Origin of the sequence: Microbacterium sp. Leaf179, from assembly GCF_001423785.1 — a bacterium.
Taxonomy (GTDB): domain Bacteria; phylum Actinomycetota; class Actinomycetes; order Actinomycetales; family Microbacteriaceae; genus Microbacterium.
In genome coordinates this window covers 361,086-376,933 of sequence record NZ_LMPH01000003.1, presented here as the reverse complement: position 1 = coordinate 376,933, position 15,848 = coordinate 361,086, and the positions used below count along the sequence as shown (strand labels likewise).

General features: G+C 70.9%; 12 protein-coding genes and 1 tRNA gene. 7 read left to right on the top strand and 6 right to left on the bottom strand.

The window, feature by feature from the left end:
• Nucleotides 1-3: 3 nt before the first annotated feature.
• Nucleotides 4-1,848 carry a translation elongation factor 4 gene (lepA, locus tag ASF96_RS13305; RefSeq protein WP_055837006.1) on the bottom strand — a complete coding sequence of 615 codons (1,845 nt, stop codon included), beginning with the start codon at nt 1,846-1,848 and terminating at the stop codon, nt 4-6.
• Nucleotides 1,849-2,028: 180 nt separating this feature from the next.
• On the opposite strand from lepA, the gene ASF96_RS13300 reads away from it, so the two are divergent.
• The gene (locus tag ASF96_RS13300) at nt 2,029-2,751 is read left to right on the top strand and encodes an alpha/beta fold hydrolase (protein WP_055939962.1); all 723 of its coding nucleotides are present in this window, start codon (nt 2,029-2,031) and stop codon (nt 2,749-2,751) included.
• A gap of 117 nt (nt 2,752-2,868) precedes the next feature.
• On the top strand, nt 2,869-3,129 hold the full coding sequence (gene rpsT, locus ASF96_RS13295) for a 30S ribosomal protein S20 (RefSeq protein ID WP_055836993.1): 261 nt from the start codon (nt 2,869-2,871) through the stop codon (nt 3,127-3,129).
• A 420-nt stretch (nt 3,130-3,549) separates the two neighbouring features.
• Here rpsT and holA read toward each other — a convergent pair whose 3' ends face one another.
• From holA to ASF96_RS13270, 5 genes are all read right to left on the bottom strand, one after another.
• On the bottom strand, nt 3,550-4,587 hold the full coding sequence (gene holA / locus ASF96_RS13290) for a DNA polymerase III subunit delta (protein ID WP_055836989.1): 1,038 nt from the start codon (nt 4,585-4,587) through the stop codon (nt 3,550-3,552).
• 160 nt (nt 4,588-4,747) lie between these two features.
• The gene (locus ASF96_RS13285; protein WP_055939960.1) at nt 4,748-7,096 is read right to left on the bottom strand and encodes a ComEC/Rec2 family competence protein; all 2,349 of its coding nucleotides are present in this window, start codon (nt 7,094-7,096) and stop codon (nt 4,748-4,750) included.
• On the bottom strand, nt 7,093-7,734 hold the full coding sequence (locus ASF96_RS13280) for a helix-hairpin-helix domain-containing protein (protein WP_055939959.1): 642 nt from the start codon (nt 7,732-7,734) through the stop codon (nt 7,093-7,095). Before ASF96_RS13280 ends, ASF96_RS13285 begins: the two co-directional genes overlap by 4 nt.
• A 226-nt stretch (nt 7,735-7,960) precedes the next feature.
• Complete coding sequence (gene leuS, locus ASF96_RS13275) at nt 7,961-10,534, bottom strand: leucine--tRNA ligase (protein WP_156458862.1); 2,574 nt, start codon at nt 10,532-10,534, stop codon at nt 7,961-7,963.
• 67 nt (nt 10,535-10,601) lie between these two features.
• Nucleotides 10,602-11,852 carry an anthranilate synthase component I family protein gene (locus ASF96_RS13270; RefSeq protein ID WP_055939955.1) on the bottom strand — a complete coding sequence of 417 codons (1,251 nt, stop codon included), beginning with the start codon at nt 11,850-11,852 and terminating at the stop codon, nt 10,602-10,604.
• Nucleotides 11,853-11,893: 41 nt separating this feature from the next.
• On the opposite strand from ASF96_RS13270, the gene ASF96_RS13265 reads away from it, so the two are divergent.
• The 5 genes from ASF96_RS13265 to ASF96_RS13245 all read left to right on the top strand — a co-directional run bounded on the left by ASF96_RS13265 (nt 11,894) and on the right by ASF96_RS13245 (nt 15,519).
• Entirely contained in the window at nt 11,894-12,574 is a 681-nt protein-coding gene (locus ASF96_RS13265) for a DedA family protein (protein ID WP_055939954.1), read from the top strand.
• A gap of 5 nt (nt 12,575-12,579) precedes the next feature.
• On the top strand, nt 12,580-13,611 hold the full coding sequence (locus ASF96_RS13260; protein ID WP_055939952.1) for an App1 family protein: 1,032 nt from the start codon (nt 12,580-12,582) through the stop codon (nt 13,609-13,611).
• Between the two features lie 178 nt (nt 13,612-13,789).
• Entirely contained in the window at nt 13,790-14,500 is a 711-nt protein-coding gene (locus ASF96_RS13255) for an SOS response-associated peptidase (RefSeq protein ID WP_055836970.1), read from the top strand.
• Nucleotides 14,497-15,405 carry a hypothetical protein gene (locus ASF96_RS13250; RefSeq protein WP_055836967.1) on the top strand — a complete coding sequence of 303 codons (909 nt, stop codon included), beginning with the start codon at nt 14,497-14,499 and terminating at the stop codon, nt 15,403-15,405. The genes ASF96_RS13255 and ASF96_RS13250 overlap by 4 nt, the downstream gene beginning before the upstream one ends.
• A 41-nt stretch (nt 15,406-15,446) precedes the next feature.
• Nucleotides 15,447-15,519: transfer RNA gene (locus ASF96_RS13245), tRNA-Ala, on the top strand.
• Nucleotides 15,520-15,848: the final 329 nt, after the last annotated feature.

Below are 15,848 nucleotides of genomic sequence, written 5' to 3'. Positions count from 1 at the left end.
TCGTTACTTCTTGGCCTCGACGTCGCCCGAGAGGGCGGCGATGAAGGCTTCCTGCGGCACCTCGACGCGGCCCACCATCTTCATGCGCTTCTTGCCCTCTTTCTGCTTCTCGAGCAGCTTGCGCTTTCGGGTGATGTCACCGCCGTAGCACTTCGCGAGGACGTCCTTGCGGATGGCGCGGATCGTCTCGCGCGCGATGATGCGGGCGCCGATCGCAGCCTGGATGGGTACCTCGAACTGCTGGCGCGGAATGAGTTTGCGCAGGCGCTCGGCCATGAGCGTGCCGTAGGCGTACGCCTTCTCGCGGTGCACGATCGAGCTGAACGCGTCGACCTTGTCGCCCTGCAGCAGGATGTCGACTTTCACGAGGTCGGCGGTCTGCTGACCGGCGGGTTCGTAGTCGAGGCTCGCGTAGCCCTGCGTGCGCGACTTGAGGTGGTCGAAGAAGTCGAACACGATCTCGCCGAGGGGCATGTGGTACCGCAGCTCGACGCGGTCCTCGCTGAGGTAGTCCATGCCCAGGAGCGTTCCGCGGCGCGACTGGCAGAGCTCCATCACGGTGCCGACGTAGTCCTTGGGCAGCAGGATGCCGACCTTGACGATCGGCTCCGAGACCGAGGCGACGCGACCGTCGGGGTACTCGCTGGGGTTGGTGACCGAGACGGTGTCGCCCGTGTCGGTGGTGACCTCGTAGGTCACCGACGGGGCGGTGGTGATGAGGTCGAGACCGAACTCCCGCGAGAGGCGCTCGGTGATGATCTCGAGGTGCAGCAGGCCGAGGAACCCGGCGCGGAAGCCGAAGCCCAGCGCGACCGAGGTCTCGGGCTCGTACTGCAGCGACGCATCGGACAGCTTGAGCTTGTCGAGGGCTTCGCGCAGCTCGGCGTAGTCGCTGCCGTCGATGGGGTAGATACCCGAGAAGACCATGGGCTTCGGATCGGTGTACCCGGGCAGCGCCTGGGTGGCGGGCTTGCGGTGCGTCGTGATCGTGTCGCCGACCTTCGACTGGCGCACGTCTTTCACACCGGTGATGAGGTAGCCGACCTCGCCGACGCCGAGACCGCGCGTGGGCACGGGCTCCGGGCTCGACACACCGATCTCGAGCAGCTCGTGCGTCGCGGTGGTCGACATCATCTGGATGCGCTCGCGCGGCTGCAGCGAGCCGTCGATCATGCGCACGTACGTGACCACGCCGCGGTAGGCGTCGTAGACCGAGTCGAAGATCATGGCGCGTGCCGGGGCGTCGGGCTTGCCGACCGGGGCGGGGATCTTGTCGACGATGAGGTCGAGCAGTTCCTCGACGCCCATGCCGGTCTTGCCGCTGACGCGCAGCACGTCTTCGGGCTTGCCACCGATGAGGCCGGCGAGCTCGGCCGCGTACTTCTCGGGGTCGGCGGCCGGCAGATCGATCTTGTTCAGCACGGGGATGATCGTCAGATCGTTCTCGAGCGCGAGGTAGAGGTTGGCCAGCGTCTGCGCCTCGATGCCCTGCGCGGCATCGACGAGCAGGATCGCTCCCTCGCACGCGGCGAGCGAACGGCTGACCTCGTACGTGAAGTCGACGTGACCGGGCGTGTCGATCATGTTGAGGGCGAACGTGCCGTCGGCGGTGGCCCACGGCATCCGCACCGCCTGCGACTTGATCGTGATGCCGCGCTCACGCTCGATGTCCATGCGGTCGAGGTACTGCGCCCGCATATCGCGGTCGCTGACGACGCCGGTGATCTGCAGCATGCGGTCGGCCAACGTCGACTTGCCGTGGTCGATGTGAGCGATGATGCAGAAGTTGCGGATCTGCTCCGGCGGAGTGGCAGACGGCTCGAGGGGCTTCAGGGCGCGCGGTGACATGTTCCGTCGATTCTACGGTGGCGCGCCGACATCGCCGTCCGCGGGTGCCCGGGGTCCGGCATCCGGGGGTCCCCCCGCGGGTCGTGAACACCCGTTCCGCGCGCTGGAGCGTGCCGCGCGGCGCGTCGGGGACGCGGACGCACAGCCGGTCGGCAGCGGACGGCTTCTACCCTGGATGCCATGACGGTCCAGGTCGTGTTCGTGCACGGTATCCGCACCTCGGCGACCATGTGGCGCGCGCAGCTCGCCCACCTCGAGGAGCGCGGCAACCCGGCCGTCGCCGTCGACCTGCCCGGACACGGCACCCGCCGCGGCGAGGAGTTCACTCTCGACGAGGCGTTCGCCACGATCGACCGGGCGGTGCAGGATGCCGCGACCCGCGGCCCCGTGCTGCTCGTGGGCCATTCGATGGGCGGGTTGCTGTGCATCGAGTACGTCGGGCGCGAGGACCCGCCGCCGGTCGCGGCGTTCATCGCCGCATCGTGCACCTCGATCCCGCGGGGTGTGGGCCTCGCGGCCTACCGCTTTCTCGCGCGGCGATTCGACAGCCTGCCCGACCGCGGCCTGGGGCTCACCAACCGCGTGCTCAACCGCACGCTCCCGCCCGAGACGCGGCCCGACTTCGGCGCGGGCGGATACGCCTTCGAGGCGCAGGACACCGCCCTGGCGAGCCTGTCGGTGCTCGACCTTCTGGCGTCGCTGCGCCGCATCGAGGTTCCGCTGTGGTTCATCAACGGGCAGTGGGACCAACTGCGCGCCAACGAGAAGCTGTTCGTGTCGGTGGCGCGCGAGGCCGAGCTGATCGTCGTCCCCCGCACCACGCACCTGGTGACGGCGATGCGGCCCCGCGTGTTCAACGCGCTGGTCGACGTGGCGCTCACCACCGTCGAGGCGGCGACCTGATAGAGTTGGTCCTTGGCTTGCGTGTGGGGTTTTTCCCGACCTCCACGATGCCGGTGCAGCGTCCCTCTACCGCTCGCCCGGCTCTTCCATATTCACTTCAAACGAAAGACCGTCGACGTGGCGAATATCAAGTCGCAGATCAAGCGCAACAAGACCAACGACAAGGCGCACGAGCGCAACAAGGCCGTCAAGAGCGAGCTGAAGACGCACGTACGTCGCACCAAGCAGGCTGTGCTGGCCGGTGACAAGGAAGGCGCTCTCAAGGCGCTCGCCACCGCGACCAAGAAGCTCGACAAGGCCGTGAGCAAGGGTGTCATCCACCAGAACCAGGCCGCGAACCGCAAGTCGGCCATCGCGAAGTCGGTCGCCGCTCTCTGAGTCGCACCTTTTCGACAGCCCGTCCCGCATCACGCGGGGCGGGCTTCGTCGTTTCCGGGGTGGGGGCGCGAGAGCGTAGGGGGCGTCGGGGTGGGTGCTGTGGACTGCGCACGGCGCCGGGGCCCGTGGGTCGATGGATGGGGGCGGGCGGGAGCGGAGGATGCGCGGCCTTGATCCGGTCCTCCGCTGAGCTCGGACCCTCCCCTCGACACGGATCTGCGCCGAGTGCGCCCGGCCCACGAGGTGACCTCGCGCGATCAGCCGCCGTGCGGCGCGCGGGTCGGTGAGTCGGGGGCGAGCGGAGGGGCGGGGCCGAGCGGAGGAGGTGCGGCCTCGATCCGGTCCTCCGCTCAGCCCACGCCCTCCCCTGCTCACGGATCTGCCCTGCGAGCCCAAGGCCGGCGAGACGACCGTGCGCGGTCAGCCGCCGTACGGTGCGCGGGTGGCGATGATCGTGATCATTCGCTCGAGCGCGAAGACCGCGTCGCGCGACGCGCCCTTCACCTCGGCGTCGGCGCGGGCGGTGGCGTGGATCGCCATGCCGAGGGTGTTGCCGGTCCACCCGACCAGGTCGCGCCGCGCACGGTCGACCTGCCAATCCTTCATGCCGAGGCGTTGAGCGGCCGCCGACGAGGACTCACGGGTTCCGGCGACCCGGGCCATGGTGCGGAGCTTCATGGCGACCGCGGCGACGAGGGGCACGGGGTCGGCTCCGGATGCCAGCGCGTGCCGCAGCGCCAACATGGCGGGGCCGTAGTGCCCGGCGATGGCGGTGTCGGCGACCGTGAACGCCGAGGTTTCGACCCGCCCGCCGTAGTACCGCTCGACGATGCGCTCGTCGATATCGCCGGGGACGTCGGCGATGAGCTGCTGGCACGCGGCGGCGAGCTCGGTGAGGTCGTCGGCGAACGCCGAGACCAGGGAGCGGAGGGCGACGGGGGCGATGCGCTTGTGCGCGGCCTTGAACTCGCCCACGGCGAAGTCGAAGCGGTCGGAGTCGCGCTTCACCGCCGCACACGGGATCTCGATGCCGGCGCCCTGCCCGGCACGGATGGCGTCGAGGAGCTTCTTGCCGCGCACGCTCGCCCCGGTGTGGCGCAGGATGACGGTGGCGCCCTCTTGCGTCTGCGAGAGGTACGACACGGCTTCGCTGAGAAACGTGTCGCTGCACTTCTCGACGCCGCTCACGCGGACCAGGCGGGGCTCGCCGAACAGCGAGGGAGACGTGACGCCGAGCAAGGTGCCCGCGGCGTAATCGTCGGCGCGGATGTCGGTGACCTCGAGGCTCGGGTCTTCGCTCTTGAGAAGTGCCCGGATGCCGGCGGTCGCGCGCTCGGCGCACACCTCTTCGGGACCGGAGATCAGCACGACGGGCGCGGGCTGCGGGGTGCGCCAGGACACCTGGGGAATGGCCGACTTGGTCTTCGCGGGGGCGGAGCGTCGGGGTGCCGGGGTCACTCCCCCAGCCTACCGACCGGGTCCGACATCGAAGCCGCGGTGCGGAGGCGCGGGAACGTGACGACGACGCGGCAACTTGCGTCGCCCCGCGTGGCCCGGTGCGACGCTCTTTTCCCGGTGCGGCCAGCCACCGACACCACCTGAACCGGAGCATGCACGACTACCGGGGCACAGACGATGTCGGGCTCGGAACGCTGTCGACGGCGGGACCGTTCTCGCGCCAGAGGGACAGACGGCCCTGCTCGTCGATCCACACGGCGAGAGCGCCGTCGCGATCCGTGCGCCCCACGGTCGTGCCTTCGCTCTCGAGGATCGACAGGAGGGATGCCGTGGGATGGCCGTAGCGGTTGTCGGCACCCACGCCGATCAGTCCGATCGCCGCGTGGAGTCGCCGGTAGAGGTCGGCGTCCTGGTCGGCGCTGCCGTGGTGCGCGACTTTGACGACCTGCACCGGCGTCACGTCGGCGCGTCGGAGCAGGGATTCCTGCGCGTCCTCGCCCAGATCGCCGAGCATCGTCGTGCGGGGAAAGCCCGGGCCGGCGATATCGATGGCGACGCTGGCGTCGTTGCCCGGCTCCGCTCGCGGCGGCGGGTGCAGAGCCTGCCAGTGCGTGGCACCCAGCGAGCCGGTCGTCCCGGCCGTCGCCTGCGTGAGCGAGGCACCGGCGACTGCGAAGCGCTCGAGCAGCCGTTGGTCGGCGCCCCCGTCGGTCGGGCCGTGGAGCACGAGGTCGGTGCGCCCGAGCACCGCAGACGCACCGCCGATGTGGTCGAGGTCGAAGTGGGTCAGCACGACGAGGTCGAGGCGCTCCACCCCGAACTTCTCAAGGCAACCGGTGAGGCTCGCCGGGTCGGGCCCGGTGTCGACGAGCGCGACCGCCGCTCCGGAGCGCCAGAGCGTGGCATCGCCCTGCCCCACGTCGCACATGACCACTTGCCACGCCGCCGGGACGGTGAGCGGCCCCGCGAGCGTGCGGACGGCCGACTGACCGAGCATCAGGCCGAGACTGACGGCGGAGGCCACGGCGGCGAGGGCTGCGGTGCGGGGCAGACGGCGGGGGCGGACGACCGCGACGAACACGGCGGCACCGACCAGCCCGAGCAGCCCGGCGCCGAGCAGGCCGTCGGGCCACGGAATGTTCTGCGCCGAGATCCCCGCGGTCGTGTGCGCGACAGCGGCGATCCACGAGGCGGGGATCCACGCCAGGGCGGTGAGTCCGTCTTGCAGCCAGCGGAACGGGGCGATGGCGGCGAGAGCGCCCGCGATGGTGGCGGGGGCGGCCGCCGGATCGGCGAGGAGGTTCGCGACGATGCCCAGGAGCGGCACGTGCGGATCGATCAGCACGATCAGCGGGCCGCAGACGAGCTGCGCCGAGGCCGGCACGGCGATCGCGAGCGCCAGAGCCCGCGGCATCCAGCGCTCGAGGCCGGCGGCGAGGGGCCGCGCGAGGACGAGCAGGGCGGCGGTGGCCGCGGCCGAGAGCGCGAAACCCACGGACCGAGAGAGCCAGGGGTCGACGATCAGCAGCACCGTCGTCGCCAGCGACAGCACGGCGATCCCGACCGCCGGTCTGCCCAGGGCCAGGGCGAGGAGCGCAACCGACGCCATGGCCGCGGCGCGCACGACGCTGGGTTCGGGGGTGACCAGCGCGACGAAGCCGGCGAGCACGAGCAGCGCCCCGACGATACGTGCTCCCCGTGGTGCGCGGCAGAGGGCGAGCAGGGCGAAGGCCGCCCCGACCACGATGACGCAGTTGGCACCGGACACGGCCGTGAGGTGCGAAAGAGACGAGACCGTCATCGCGGTCTCGGTCGCCGCGTCGAGGCTCGAGGTGTCGCCCACCGCGAGGCCCGGCACGAGGCCGGCACCGGGCTGCGGGAGTCCGTCGGTCGATGCGACGAGGCGGCTGCGGAGCCCCTCCAACCATCCCCAGACCCCGCCCGGCGGTGCCGCTCTCGCGACCTCCTCGGCCCGGACGACGAGCACCGCCCGCTCTCCCGGCTCGGCGGGCAGAGCCCGACCGACGACCTCTACCTCGCTGCCCATCGCGGCCTCGGCGAGGACCCGGCGCCCCTCGGCATCCACTCCGATGCGGGCCGGGATGTCTCCCGAGAGCTGCACGCTCCCGGCGCGGACCTCCGTGGCGACGGCGTCGAACCACGCCCCGCCGTCCGGGGCGCCGTCGATGCGTCCGGTCACCGTGAGCTCGAGCACGAGCTGCCGGCCGCCCTCCACCCGCAGGGCGTCGACCTGCTCGCGTACGGCGTCCACGAAAGCCACGCTCGACACGGATGCCGCGGCGCAGGCGACGGCGATGGTGGCGACGGCGAGGACCGCGTGCCGTCTGCCCAGAAAGGCGAGGGCGGCGAGACCGGCCCCCGCGGCGAGGACGAGAGCGAGGACGCGGGCGTCGGGGAGCCCGGTGGCGAGCCCCGCGAAGCCCCAGGTGGTGACGGCCACCGAGATCGGCCGGAGTGCCCGTCGCCGCAGCGCACGCCGCTCGCTCACACCCGCACCAGGTCGCGCAGGGCCTCGATCATCTTGTCGCCGAACCCCGGTATCGACGACAGGTCGTCGACGCTGGTGAAGCGGCCGTTCTCGTCGCGCCACGCGATGATGCGGTCGGCCAGAGCGGGGCCGATCCGCGGGAGCGTGTCGAGCTGCTCGCGCGTGGCCGTGTTCAGATCGACGACGCCGTCCGAGGCGCCCGCGGCCGGAGCGGCTCCCCCGGCGGTGACCTCCGCCCCCGTCACCGGGACGACGATCTGCTCGCCGTCCGCGACGGGCCGCGCGAGATTCACCCCGTCTCGTGCGGCGTCTTCGGCGAAGCCGCCCGCGCGCGCGACCGCATCGGCGACGCGGTCGCCGACCTCGAGCCGGTAGAGCCCGGCCTCGCGCACCGCGCCCGCCACGTGCACGTAGACACCGACCTGCGGGTCGGCGGCGGAGGGGGGTGACGCCGACACGGCGGGCTCGACGACCTCCGTCCCGGTCGCGCCCCGGACCATGCCGATCCCGATGGTGACGGCGAACGCCAGCAGCACCAGCACGACAACCGCCCCGACCCCCAGCCGCGCCCGCGCCGGCAGAGGCTCCCCCGCGTGGGGAGGCCGGTCCTCGGCGGGGAGGACGACGTTCTCGGTCACACCGCGACAGTAGGCAGCACCCCCACCCGCTCGTGCCCCTCCCACGTCGATCGGTGAACGCTCGCGCGGAAAGCCTCCCTGGGGAGGAGCGGCGTCTCATATGCCCTGACGAACGCAGACGGCGGCCCGAGGCCGCCGCCGGCGGACGAACGGTCGGATCGGAACGACGGATGCCACGCCCCCGCGCTCCGTGGAGCGCCGGGGACGTGGCATCCGGAGCGACAACCTACTTCGTCGAGAAGCTGACCACCTTCGGCGGACGCACGACCGCGCGCACGATCTCGCGCTCACCGAGCGCGCGGAGCACGCGCTCGTCGCCCCGGGCGAGGACTTCGAGCTCGTCGCCGCCGATCTTGGCCGACACCTCGAGCGTGGCGCGCACCTTGCCGTCGATCTGCACGACGGCGGTGACGGTGTCTTCGACCAGCAGCGTCGGGTCGGCCTGGCGCCAGGTCGCGAGCCCCACGAAGCCGGTGTAGCCGAGCGTCTGCCACATCTCTTCGGCGGTGTGCGGGGCGAACAGGTCGAGGGTCATCGCGATGACCTCGGCCGCCTCGCGCACGGCGGGGTCGCTCGCGCCGGCCTTTCCGTCGATCGCCTTGCGGGTGGCGTTGACCAGCTCCATCAGGCGGGCGACGACGACGTTGAACTTCGTCTGCTCGACGAGGTTCGGCGCCTCGGCCAGAAGGCGGTGCGTGACGCGGCGGAGCGAGGGGTCGCCCTCGGCCCACACCACGTCGGTGTCGCTGTCGACGTCGTGCGCGATGCGCAGGGCGCGGGCGAGGAACTTCGCCGCTCCGGTGGTCGAGACGTCGTTCCAGTCCTTGTCGTCTTCGACCGGGCCGGCGAAGGCCAGCGCGACACGCAGGGCGTCGGCGCCGTGGGCGTCGAGCTCTTCCTGGAACAGCACAAGGTTGCCCTTGCTCTTCGACATCTTGGTGCCGTCGAGAATGACCATGCCCTGGTTGATGAGGCTCGAGAACGGCTCGGTGAACTCCACCAGGCCCATGTCGAACAGCGCCTTGGTGATGAACCGCGCGTACAGCAGGTGCAGGATGGCGTGCTCGACGCCGCCGATGTAGAAGTCGACGGGGCCCCACTTGTTGGCCTCGCGAGCCGAGAACGCCTCGGTCGAGCTGTCCGGCGACAGGAAGCGCAGGTAGTACCACGAGCTGTCGACGAAGGTGTCCATCGTGTCGGGGTCGCGCAGCAGCGTCTGGCCGGTCTCGGGGTCGGTGACCTCGACCCACTCGGTCGCGGCCCCCAGCGGCGAGGTGCCCTTGGGCTTCAGGTCGAGGCCCTCCACCGACGGCAGGGTGACGGGCAGCTGGTCGGCGGGGACCGGCGTGATCGAGCCGTCTTCGCCGTGCAGCATGGGGATGGGCGTGCCCCAGTAGCGCTGGCGCGAGATGAGCCAGTCGCGCAAGCGGTACGTCTTGGCGGCACGGCCGACGCCCTTGGCCTCGAGCTCCTCGATCATGCGCGCGATGGCGTGGCGCTTGGACAGGCCGTTCAGCGAACCCGAGTTGACCATGCGGCCATCTCCGGTGAGCGCGATGCCGGTCTTCACCGGGTCGGTCTCGTCGACGTCGCCCAGCGGGTCGATCGGCACGCCGTCATCGTCGAGCTCGATGACGGGGATCGCCCCGGTGACGGGCGCGAGGGTGTCGACGACGACCCGCACGGGCAGGTCGAAGGCGCGGGCGAAGTCGAGGTCGCGCTGGTCGTGCGCGGGCACGGCCATGACGGCACCGTGACCGTAGTCGGCGAGCACGTAGTCGGCGGCCCAGATCGGCAGCTTCTCGCCGTTGATCGGGTTGATCGCGTGATGCCCGAGGAACACGCCGGTCTTCGGCCGGTCGGTGGCCTGGCGCTCGATGTCGGTCGCACGCTGCACCTGGGCGAGGTACGCCTCGAAGCTCTCGCGCACGCCCTGATCCGCGGATGCCGCGAGCTCGGCCGCGAGGTCGGACTCGGGCGCCACGACGAAGAACGTCGCACCGTGCAGCGTGTCGGGGCGGGTCGAGAAGACGGTGATCTTCTCGTCGCGGCCCTCGATCTCGAACTCGATGTCGGCGCCGATCGAGCGTCCGATCCAGTTGCGCTGCATCTGGATGACCTTGCTCGGCCAGAAGCCCTCGAGCTGGTTCAGGTCGTCGAGCAGGCGGTCGGCGTAGTCGGTGATGCGCAGGAACCACTGCGTCAGCTTCTTCTTCACCACGACGGCACCGCTGCGCTCGCTGGTGCCGTCGGGCAGCACCTGCTCGTTGGCGAGCACGGTCTGATCCACCGGGTCCCAGTTGACGAGGGCGTCCTTGCGGTACGCGAGGCCCTTGTCGTACAGCTTCTGGAACAGCCACTGGTTCCACCGGTAGTACTCGGGGTCGCTGGTGTGCAGCACACGGCTCCAGTCGAACGAGACGCCGTAGTCCTTCAGGCTCTCCTTCTGCTGCGCGATGTTCGCGTAGGTCCACTCGACCGGGTCGGCGCCGCGCTTGATGGCGGCGTTCTCGGCCGGCAGGCCGAACGAGTCCCATCCGATGGGGTTGAGCACGTTGTAGCCGCGGTGACGCCAGAAGCGCGCGACGATGTCGGAGTACAGGTAGTTCTCGGCGTGACCCATGTGCAGGTCGCCCGAGGGGTACGGGAACATCGCCAGCACGTACTTGCGGGGGCGCGTGTCATCGTCGCCGCCGGCACGGAAGGGATCTTTGTCGGCCCACGCTCGCTGCCACTTCGCCTGGATGGCGTGGGTGTCGAAGCCACCTTCGCGGGGGTCGGGTGCGGAATTCTGAGACACGGGTGAAGCCAATCGTGAAGGTCGGGGAGGCCGCGGGGGCCAGCGTCCAGGCTATCGGACCCGGACGTCACCACCCGGGCGGTACCTCGGCGCCGAGGGCGGCGAGGGGCGCCCGCGCCTTGATCCCCACCTCCGCGACTTCGGATGCCGCGACCGAACGCCACGTGATCCCCCCGCCGGCGCCGACCCAGGCGGCATCCGCCTCGACGACGACACTGCGGATGACCATGGCGAGATCGGCCGCGCCGTCGTCGCCGATCCACCCGAAGGCGCCGGAGTAGACGCCGCGCGGGGCTTCTTCGAGGCCGGCGAGGATCTGCATCGCCGACTGCTTGGGGGCGCCCGTCATGCTGCCCGCCGGAAAGGTCGCCTCGAGCAGCGCACCGACGCGTGTGCCGGGGAGCAGGCGCCCCGACACCTCGCTGACGAGCTGGTGCACGTGCGGGTAGCTCTCGACTTCGAGCAGACGGTCGACGCCGACGGTCGACGGCTCGCACACCCGCGACAGGTCGTTGCGCATGAGGTCGACGATCATGACGTTCTCGGCACGCTCCTTGGCATCCGTCCGCAGGGCGTCGGCCAGGGCGGCGTCGCGCACCGGGTCGGTCGAGCGCGGACGCGTGCCCTTGATGGGGTGGGTGTGCACGGCCCCGCCGCGCACCTCGAGGAAGCGCTCGGGCGACGCGCTCGCCAGTGCCGTGTCGCCGGAGCGCACGAAGCCGGCGTGGTGCGAGGTCGAGGCGCGGCGGAGGCGCCGGAACACCGCCACGGGGTCGACGGCTCCGGGCACGGTGAATCGCGTGGTGAGGCACAGCTGGTAGGCGTCGCCCTCGCGGATGCGCGCGCGGCAGGCCTCGATGAGTTCCGCGTAGCGGGTGGGTGTCACGCGACCGGATGCCGCACCCCGACGCTCCGCGACGGGCACCGGCGGCGGCACGGGGGCCTCGGCGGCGCGCCGGGCGATCTCGGCGTCGCCGAAGGCCCACACGCGGCGTGCGGCGTGGTCGAACGCGAGGAATGTCTCCACCCGCAGCCAGACCGGCTCACCCTCGTAAGTGAGCCAGCCGACCCATCCCCCGCGGAACGCCCCGGCTTCCTCTCCGGGTGATCCGGGGGCGCGGCCGGGCGAGGTGGCATCCTGATCCATCGGCGCCGACGACGAGTCGGGAACTCCCGTTCCCATCCAGCTCCACCCGGTCGACGCGTCGACCCCGGCATCGAGCCAGAATGCGTGATCGGCGTCGGCGAGAAGGTGCAGGAACACCGCCTCGGGGTCGGCCCACGCGGGGAGGGCGACCGGAGCGGAGGAGTGCGGCACGCTCCCAGGCTAGGCGTGGCCGACGGCCATAGGGTGACGGGGTGAACGAGATCCTCACGTGGCTGCTCGACGTCGTTCAGAACGTCGACCCCGTGCTGCGCACGATCGTCGCCGGTGTCGCGATGGTGCTCGAGACGAGCGTGCTGGTCGGTCTGATCGTTCCCGGCGACACCATGGTCATCGTGGCGGGCACCGCGATCGCGTCTCCCCTCGAGGGAGTGCTGCTGGGCGCAGCCGTCGTCCTGGGCGCGTTGATCGGCGAGAGCCTCGGCTTCTGGCTGGGCCGGTACTTCGGTCCCCGCATCCGCGCCTCGCGGCTGGGTCAGAAGCTCGGCGAACGCAACTGGGATCGCGCCGACCGGTATCTGCGCCGACGCGGCGGACCGGCGATCTTCCTCTCGCGCTTCCTTCCCGTGCTGCACTCGCTCGTGCCGTTGACGGTGGGGATGAGCAAGTACAGCTACCGCCGGTTCCTGGCCTGGACGACCCCCGCGTGCCTGATCTGGGCCGGCCTGTACATCTCGGTCGCGGCCACCGCCGCGGGCACCTACCGCGAGCTCGCCGACCAGCTGCACTACGCCGGCTACCTCTTCGTCGGCATCCTCGTGGCGTTCCTCGTGCTGGTCTTCGTCGCCAAGAAGCTGATCGAACGCGCGGAACGTCGCCATCTGGCCGAGGAGACGACTTCCCTCGGACCAGCGGACGGCGACGTGAAAGACTGAGCGGAATGTCTCGCTCCTCTCGCGTCAAAGTGCTCTGGTTCGCCCGACTCGAGCGCCGGTTCCACCGCTGGCGCGAACGTCGGGCGCGCGCCCGCCACCTGCGTCCCGTCGTCACCGGCTTCCCGGGCTACGGAACCGAGGAGTGGGTGCGCGTGCTCGGTCGCGTGCTGATCGCCCCGCCGATCAAGCGCACGTCGACCGGAGAGTCCGCGAGCCTGCGCGGCTGGCGTGCGTTCGCCGCCGTTCCGGTGGGGATGGCGCGCGTCGACATCGTCATCGACGGGGTGACGCACGAGGTCACCGCCGACCGTGGCGGAGTGATCGACGCCAAGCTCCCCGCGACGCTCGCGCCCGGCTGGCAGGACATCACCATGTCGGTCGAGGGCAGCGAGCCCACCGAGACCCGCGTGTTCATCGTCGGCTCCGACGTGCGCTTCGGCGTCGTGAGCGACATCGACGACACCGTCATGGTCACCGCCCTTCCGCGTCCGCTTCTCGCGGCCTGGAACTCCTTCGTGCTCGACGAACACGCCCGCCAGCCCGTTCCGGGGATGGCGGTCATGCTCGAGCGGCTGACGCGGGAGAACCCCGGTACGCCGGTGATCTACCTGTCGACCGGTGCGTGGAACGTCGCCCCCACCCTGACGCGCTTCATGCGTCGGCACCTGTTCCCGGCGGGCTCGTTCCTGCTCACCGACTGGGGCCCCACGCACGACCGCTGGTTCCGCAGCGGTCGCGACCACAAGGAGCAGAACCTCCGCCGTCTCGCGCGGGAGTTCCCCCAGGTGAAGTGGCTGCTCGTCGGTGACGACGGTCAACACGACGACGCCATCTACACCGGCTTCGCCATCGAGAATCCGCGAAGTGTCGCCGCCGTCGCCATCCGCCGGCTGCTGCCCGCCGAGGCCGTGCTGGCCGGTGGGCGCACCGTGGTCGACGATCACTCGGCCGCCGAGGTGCCGTGGGTGAGCGAGTCCGACGGCGCGGGCCTGCTCGAGCGACTGCAGGATGCCGGGGTCATCTCGCGAGAGGGCTGAGCGCGGGCGGGGCGACGCTGGTCGTAGCCTCCGCGATGCGCACAACCTCCGCGGCATCCGGGCCGTTCGGGCGGAGGATGCGCGCATCGCTGACCTCACGCACGCACGCGGGGCGAAGGCCATCGGCTCCGGACGCCGCACACGGCTCGATGTCGGAGGGGGCGCGTACGGTGGAAGCATGTGCGGTCGTTTCGTCGTAGCCAACGTGGCCTCCCAGCTCGTGGGGGTGCTGCGCGTCGACGTCGAGGCCGACGAGCTGCCCCCGCCGTCGTACAACATCGCGCCCACGTCGCGCGTGGGCATCGTGCTCGACTCGATCAAGAGCGAACCCCCCGTCCGACGCCTCGAGGTCGCGCGCTGGGGGCTCGTGCCCGGGTGGGCCAAAGACGTCAAGATCGGCGCCCGCGCGTTCAACGCCCGCGCCGAAGAGGTCGAAGACAAGCCCATGTTCCGCACGGCGCTCATCAAGCGGCGCGCGGTGATCCCGGCATCCGGGTACTACGAGTGGAAGACCACCGACGAGGGCAAGACCCCCCACTACATCCACCCGTCCGACGGCTCGCCGCTGTTCTTCGCCGGGCTGTACGAGTGGTGGAAAGACCCCTCGCTCGCCGACGACGACCCCGCCCGGTGGGTGCTCAGCTGCACGATCCTCACCCGCGACGCCATCGGCCGCCTGGGATCGATCCACGACCGCATGCCGCTGTTCCTCGACCCCGATTTCGCCGACGCCTGGCTCGACCCGACCACCGAGAACGTCGGCGACGTGCTCGACGCCGCGATCGACGCGGCACCCGACGTCGCCGAGACGCTCGACGACCACGTCGTGTCGTCCGACGTCGGCAATGTGCGCAACGACTCCCCCGCGCTGATCGACGCCGTCGAGTGAGCGCCGTCCTCGACACGACGACGCTCTCGCGCGCCGAGTGGAGCGTTCTCGCCGATGCGCACGCCGCACGCGCCGACGCGCTGACCGCCGACCATCGCGCGCGGGCGAGTCGGGCCGAGAAGCACCCGGTCGAAGACTTCCTGTTCACCTACTACTCGTACAAGCCGGCGATCCTGCGGCGCTGGCACCCCGGCATCGATGTCGTGCTCGGCGACGCCGACGAGCGCGCCGCCTGGCGCTGGTACCGCAGCGACCGTGACGGCGTGCGCGTGGATGCCGAGAGCTTCCGCACCGAGCGCGGATCCCTGTATCGCGGCATCGTCTCGCTGCTGCGGGCCACCGCCGACCGACCGGCGCAGTTCGGCTGCTTCGGGCTGCACGAGTGGGCCATGGCCTACCGCGCCGACGAGGTGCGGCACGCGGTGCCGCTGCGGCTCGGCCGCGACGGGACCGACGCGGTGGTCGACGCCCACGACCTGCGCTGCACGCACTTCGACGCGTTCCGCTTCTTCACGCCCGATGCGGTGCCGCTGAACCGCACGCCCCTCTCACGCGACGACCAGGCCGAGCGCGAGCAGCCCGGTTGTCTGCACGCAGGCATGGACGTGTACAAGTGGGCCGTGAAGCTCGGTCCTCTCGTTCCCGGCCCCCTGCTGCTCGCGACGTTCGAGCTCGCCCGCGACATCCGCACCCTCGACATGCAGGCCTCGCCCTACGACCTGCGCGACTGGGGCTACCTGCCCGTCCCCATCGAAACGGCCGAGGGCAAGGCCGAATACGTGGCCCGTCAGAGGAGCCTGAGCGAGCGCGGTCAGGGTCTGCGGCGCGACGTCATCCGCGCGGTCACGGGCACCGACGACACGCCCGGCCGCGCCGATTTCTTACGCCCGCGATCTGTGTTGTAAGCTCATGGAGTTGCCTCGAAGGGGGCGGAAACAAAATATCCGGGCCTGTGGCGCAGCTGGTAGCGCACCTGCATGGCATGCAGGGGGTCAGGGGTTCGAGTCCCCTCAGGTCCACCCAGAGAGAAAGCCTCCGCTTCGGCGGGGGCTTTCGTCGTTCCGGTCGGTGGCGGATCCCGGTCGCGTCGGCGGGCTCACGGCATCCGTTCCCGGCCCTCCAATCGCGGAGGTGACCTGCCAGCCCCCGGCCCAGAGGGCCTCGTCCTCGAGGGTGAGCACCAGGACGAGCAGGGTCGTCTGGGCGAGCACGTGATCCCCCAGAACACGACGTCGCAAGACGACGACGGGAAGCCACGATCACCGGGCATGGCGGCCTCGGACATGTACGTCGCGCTCACGCCGTACTCGCCACCGGGGGCGAAGCCCTGCATCACCGGGCGAAGACC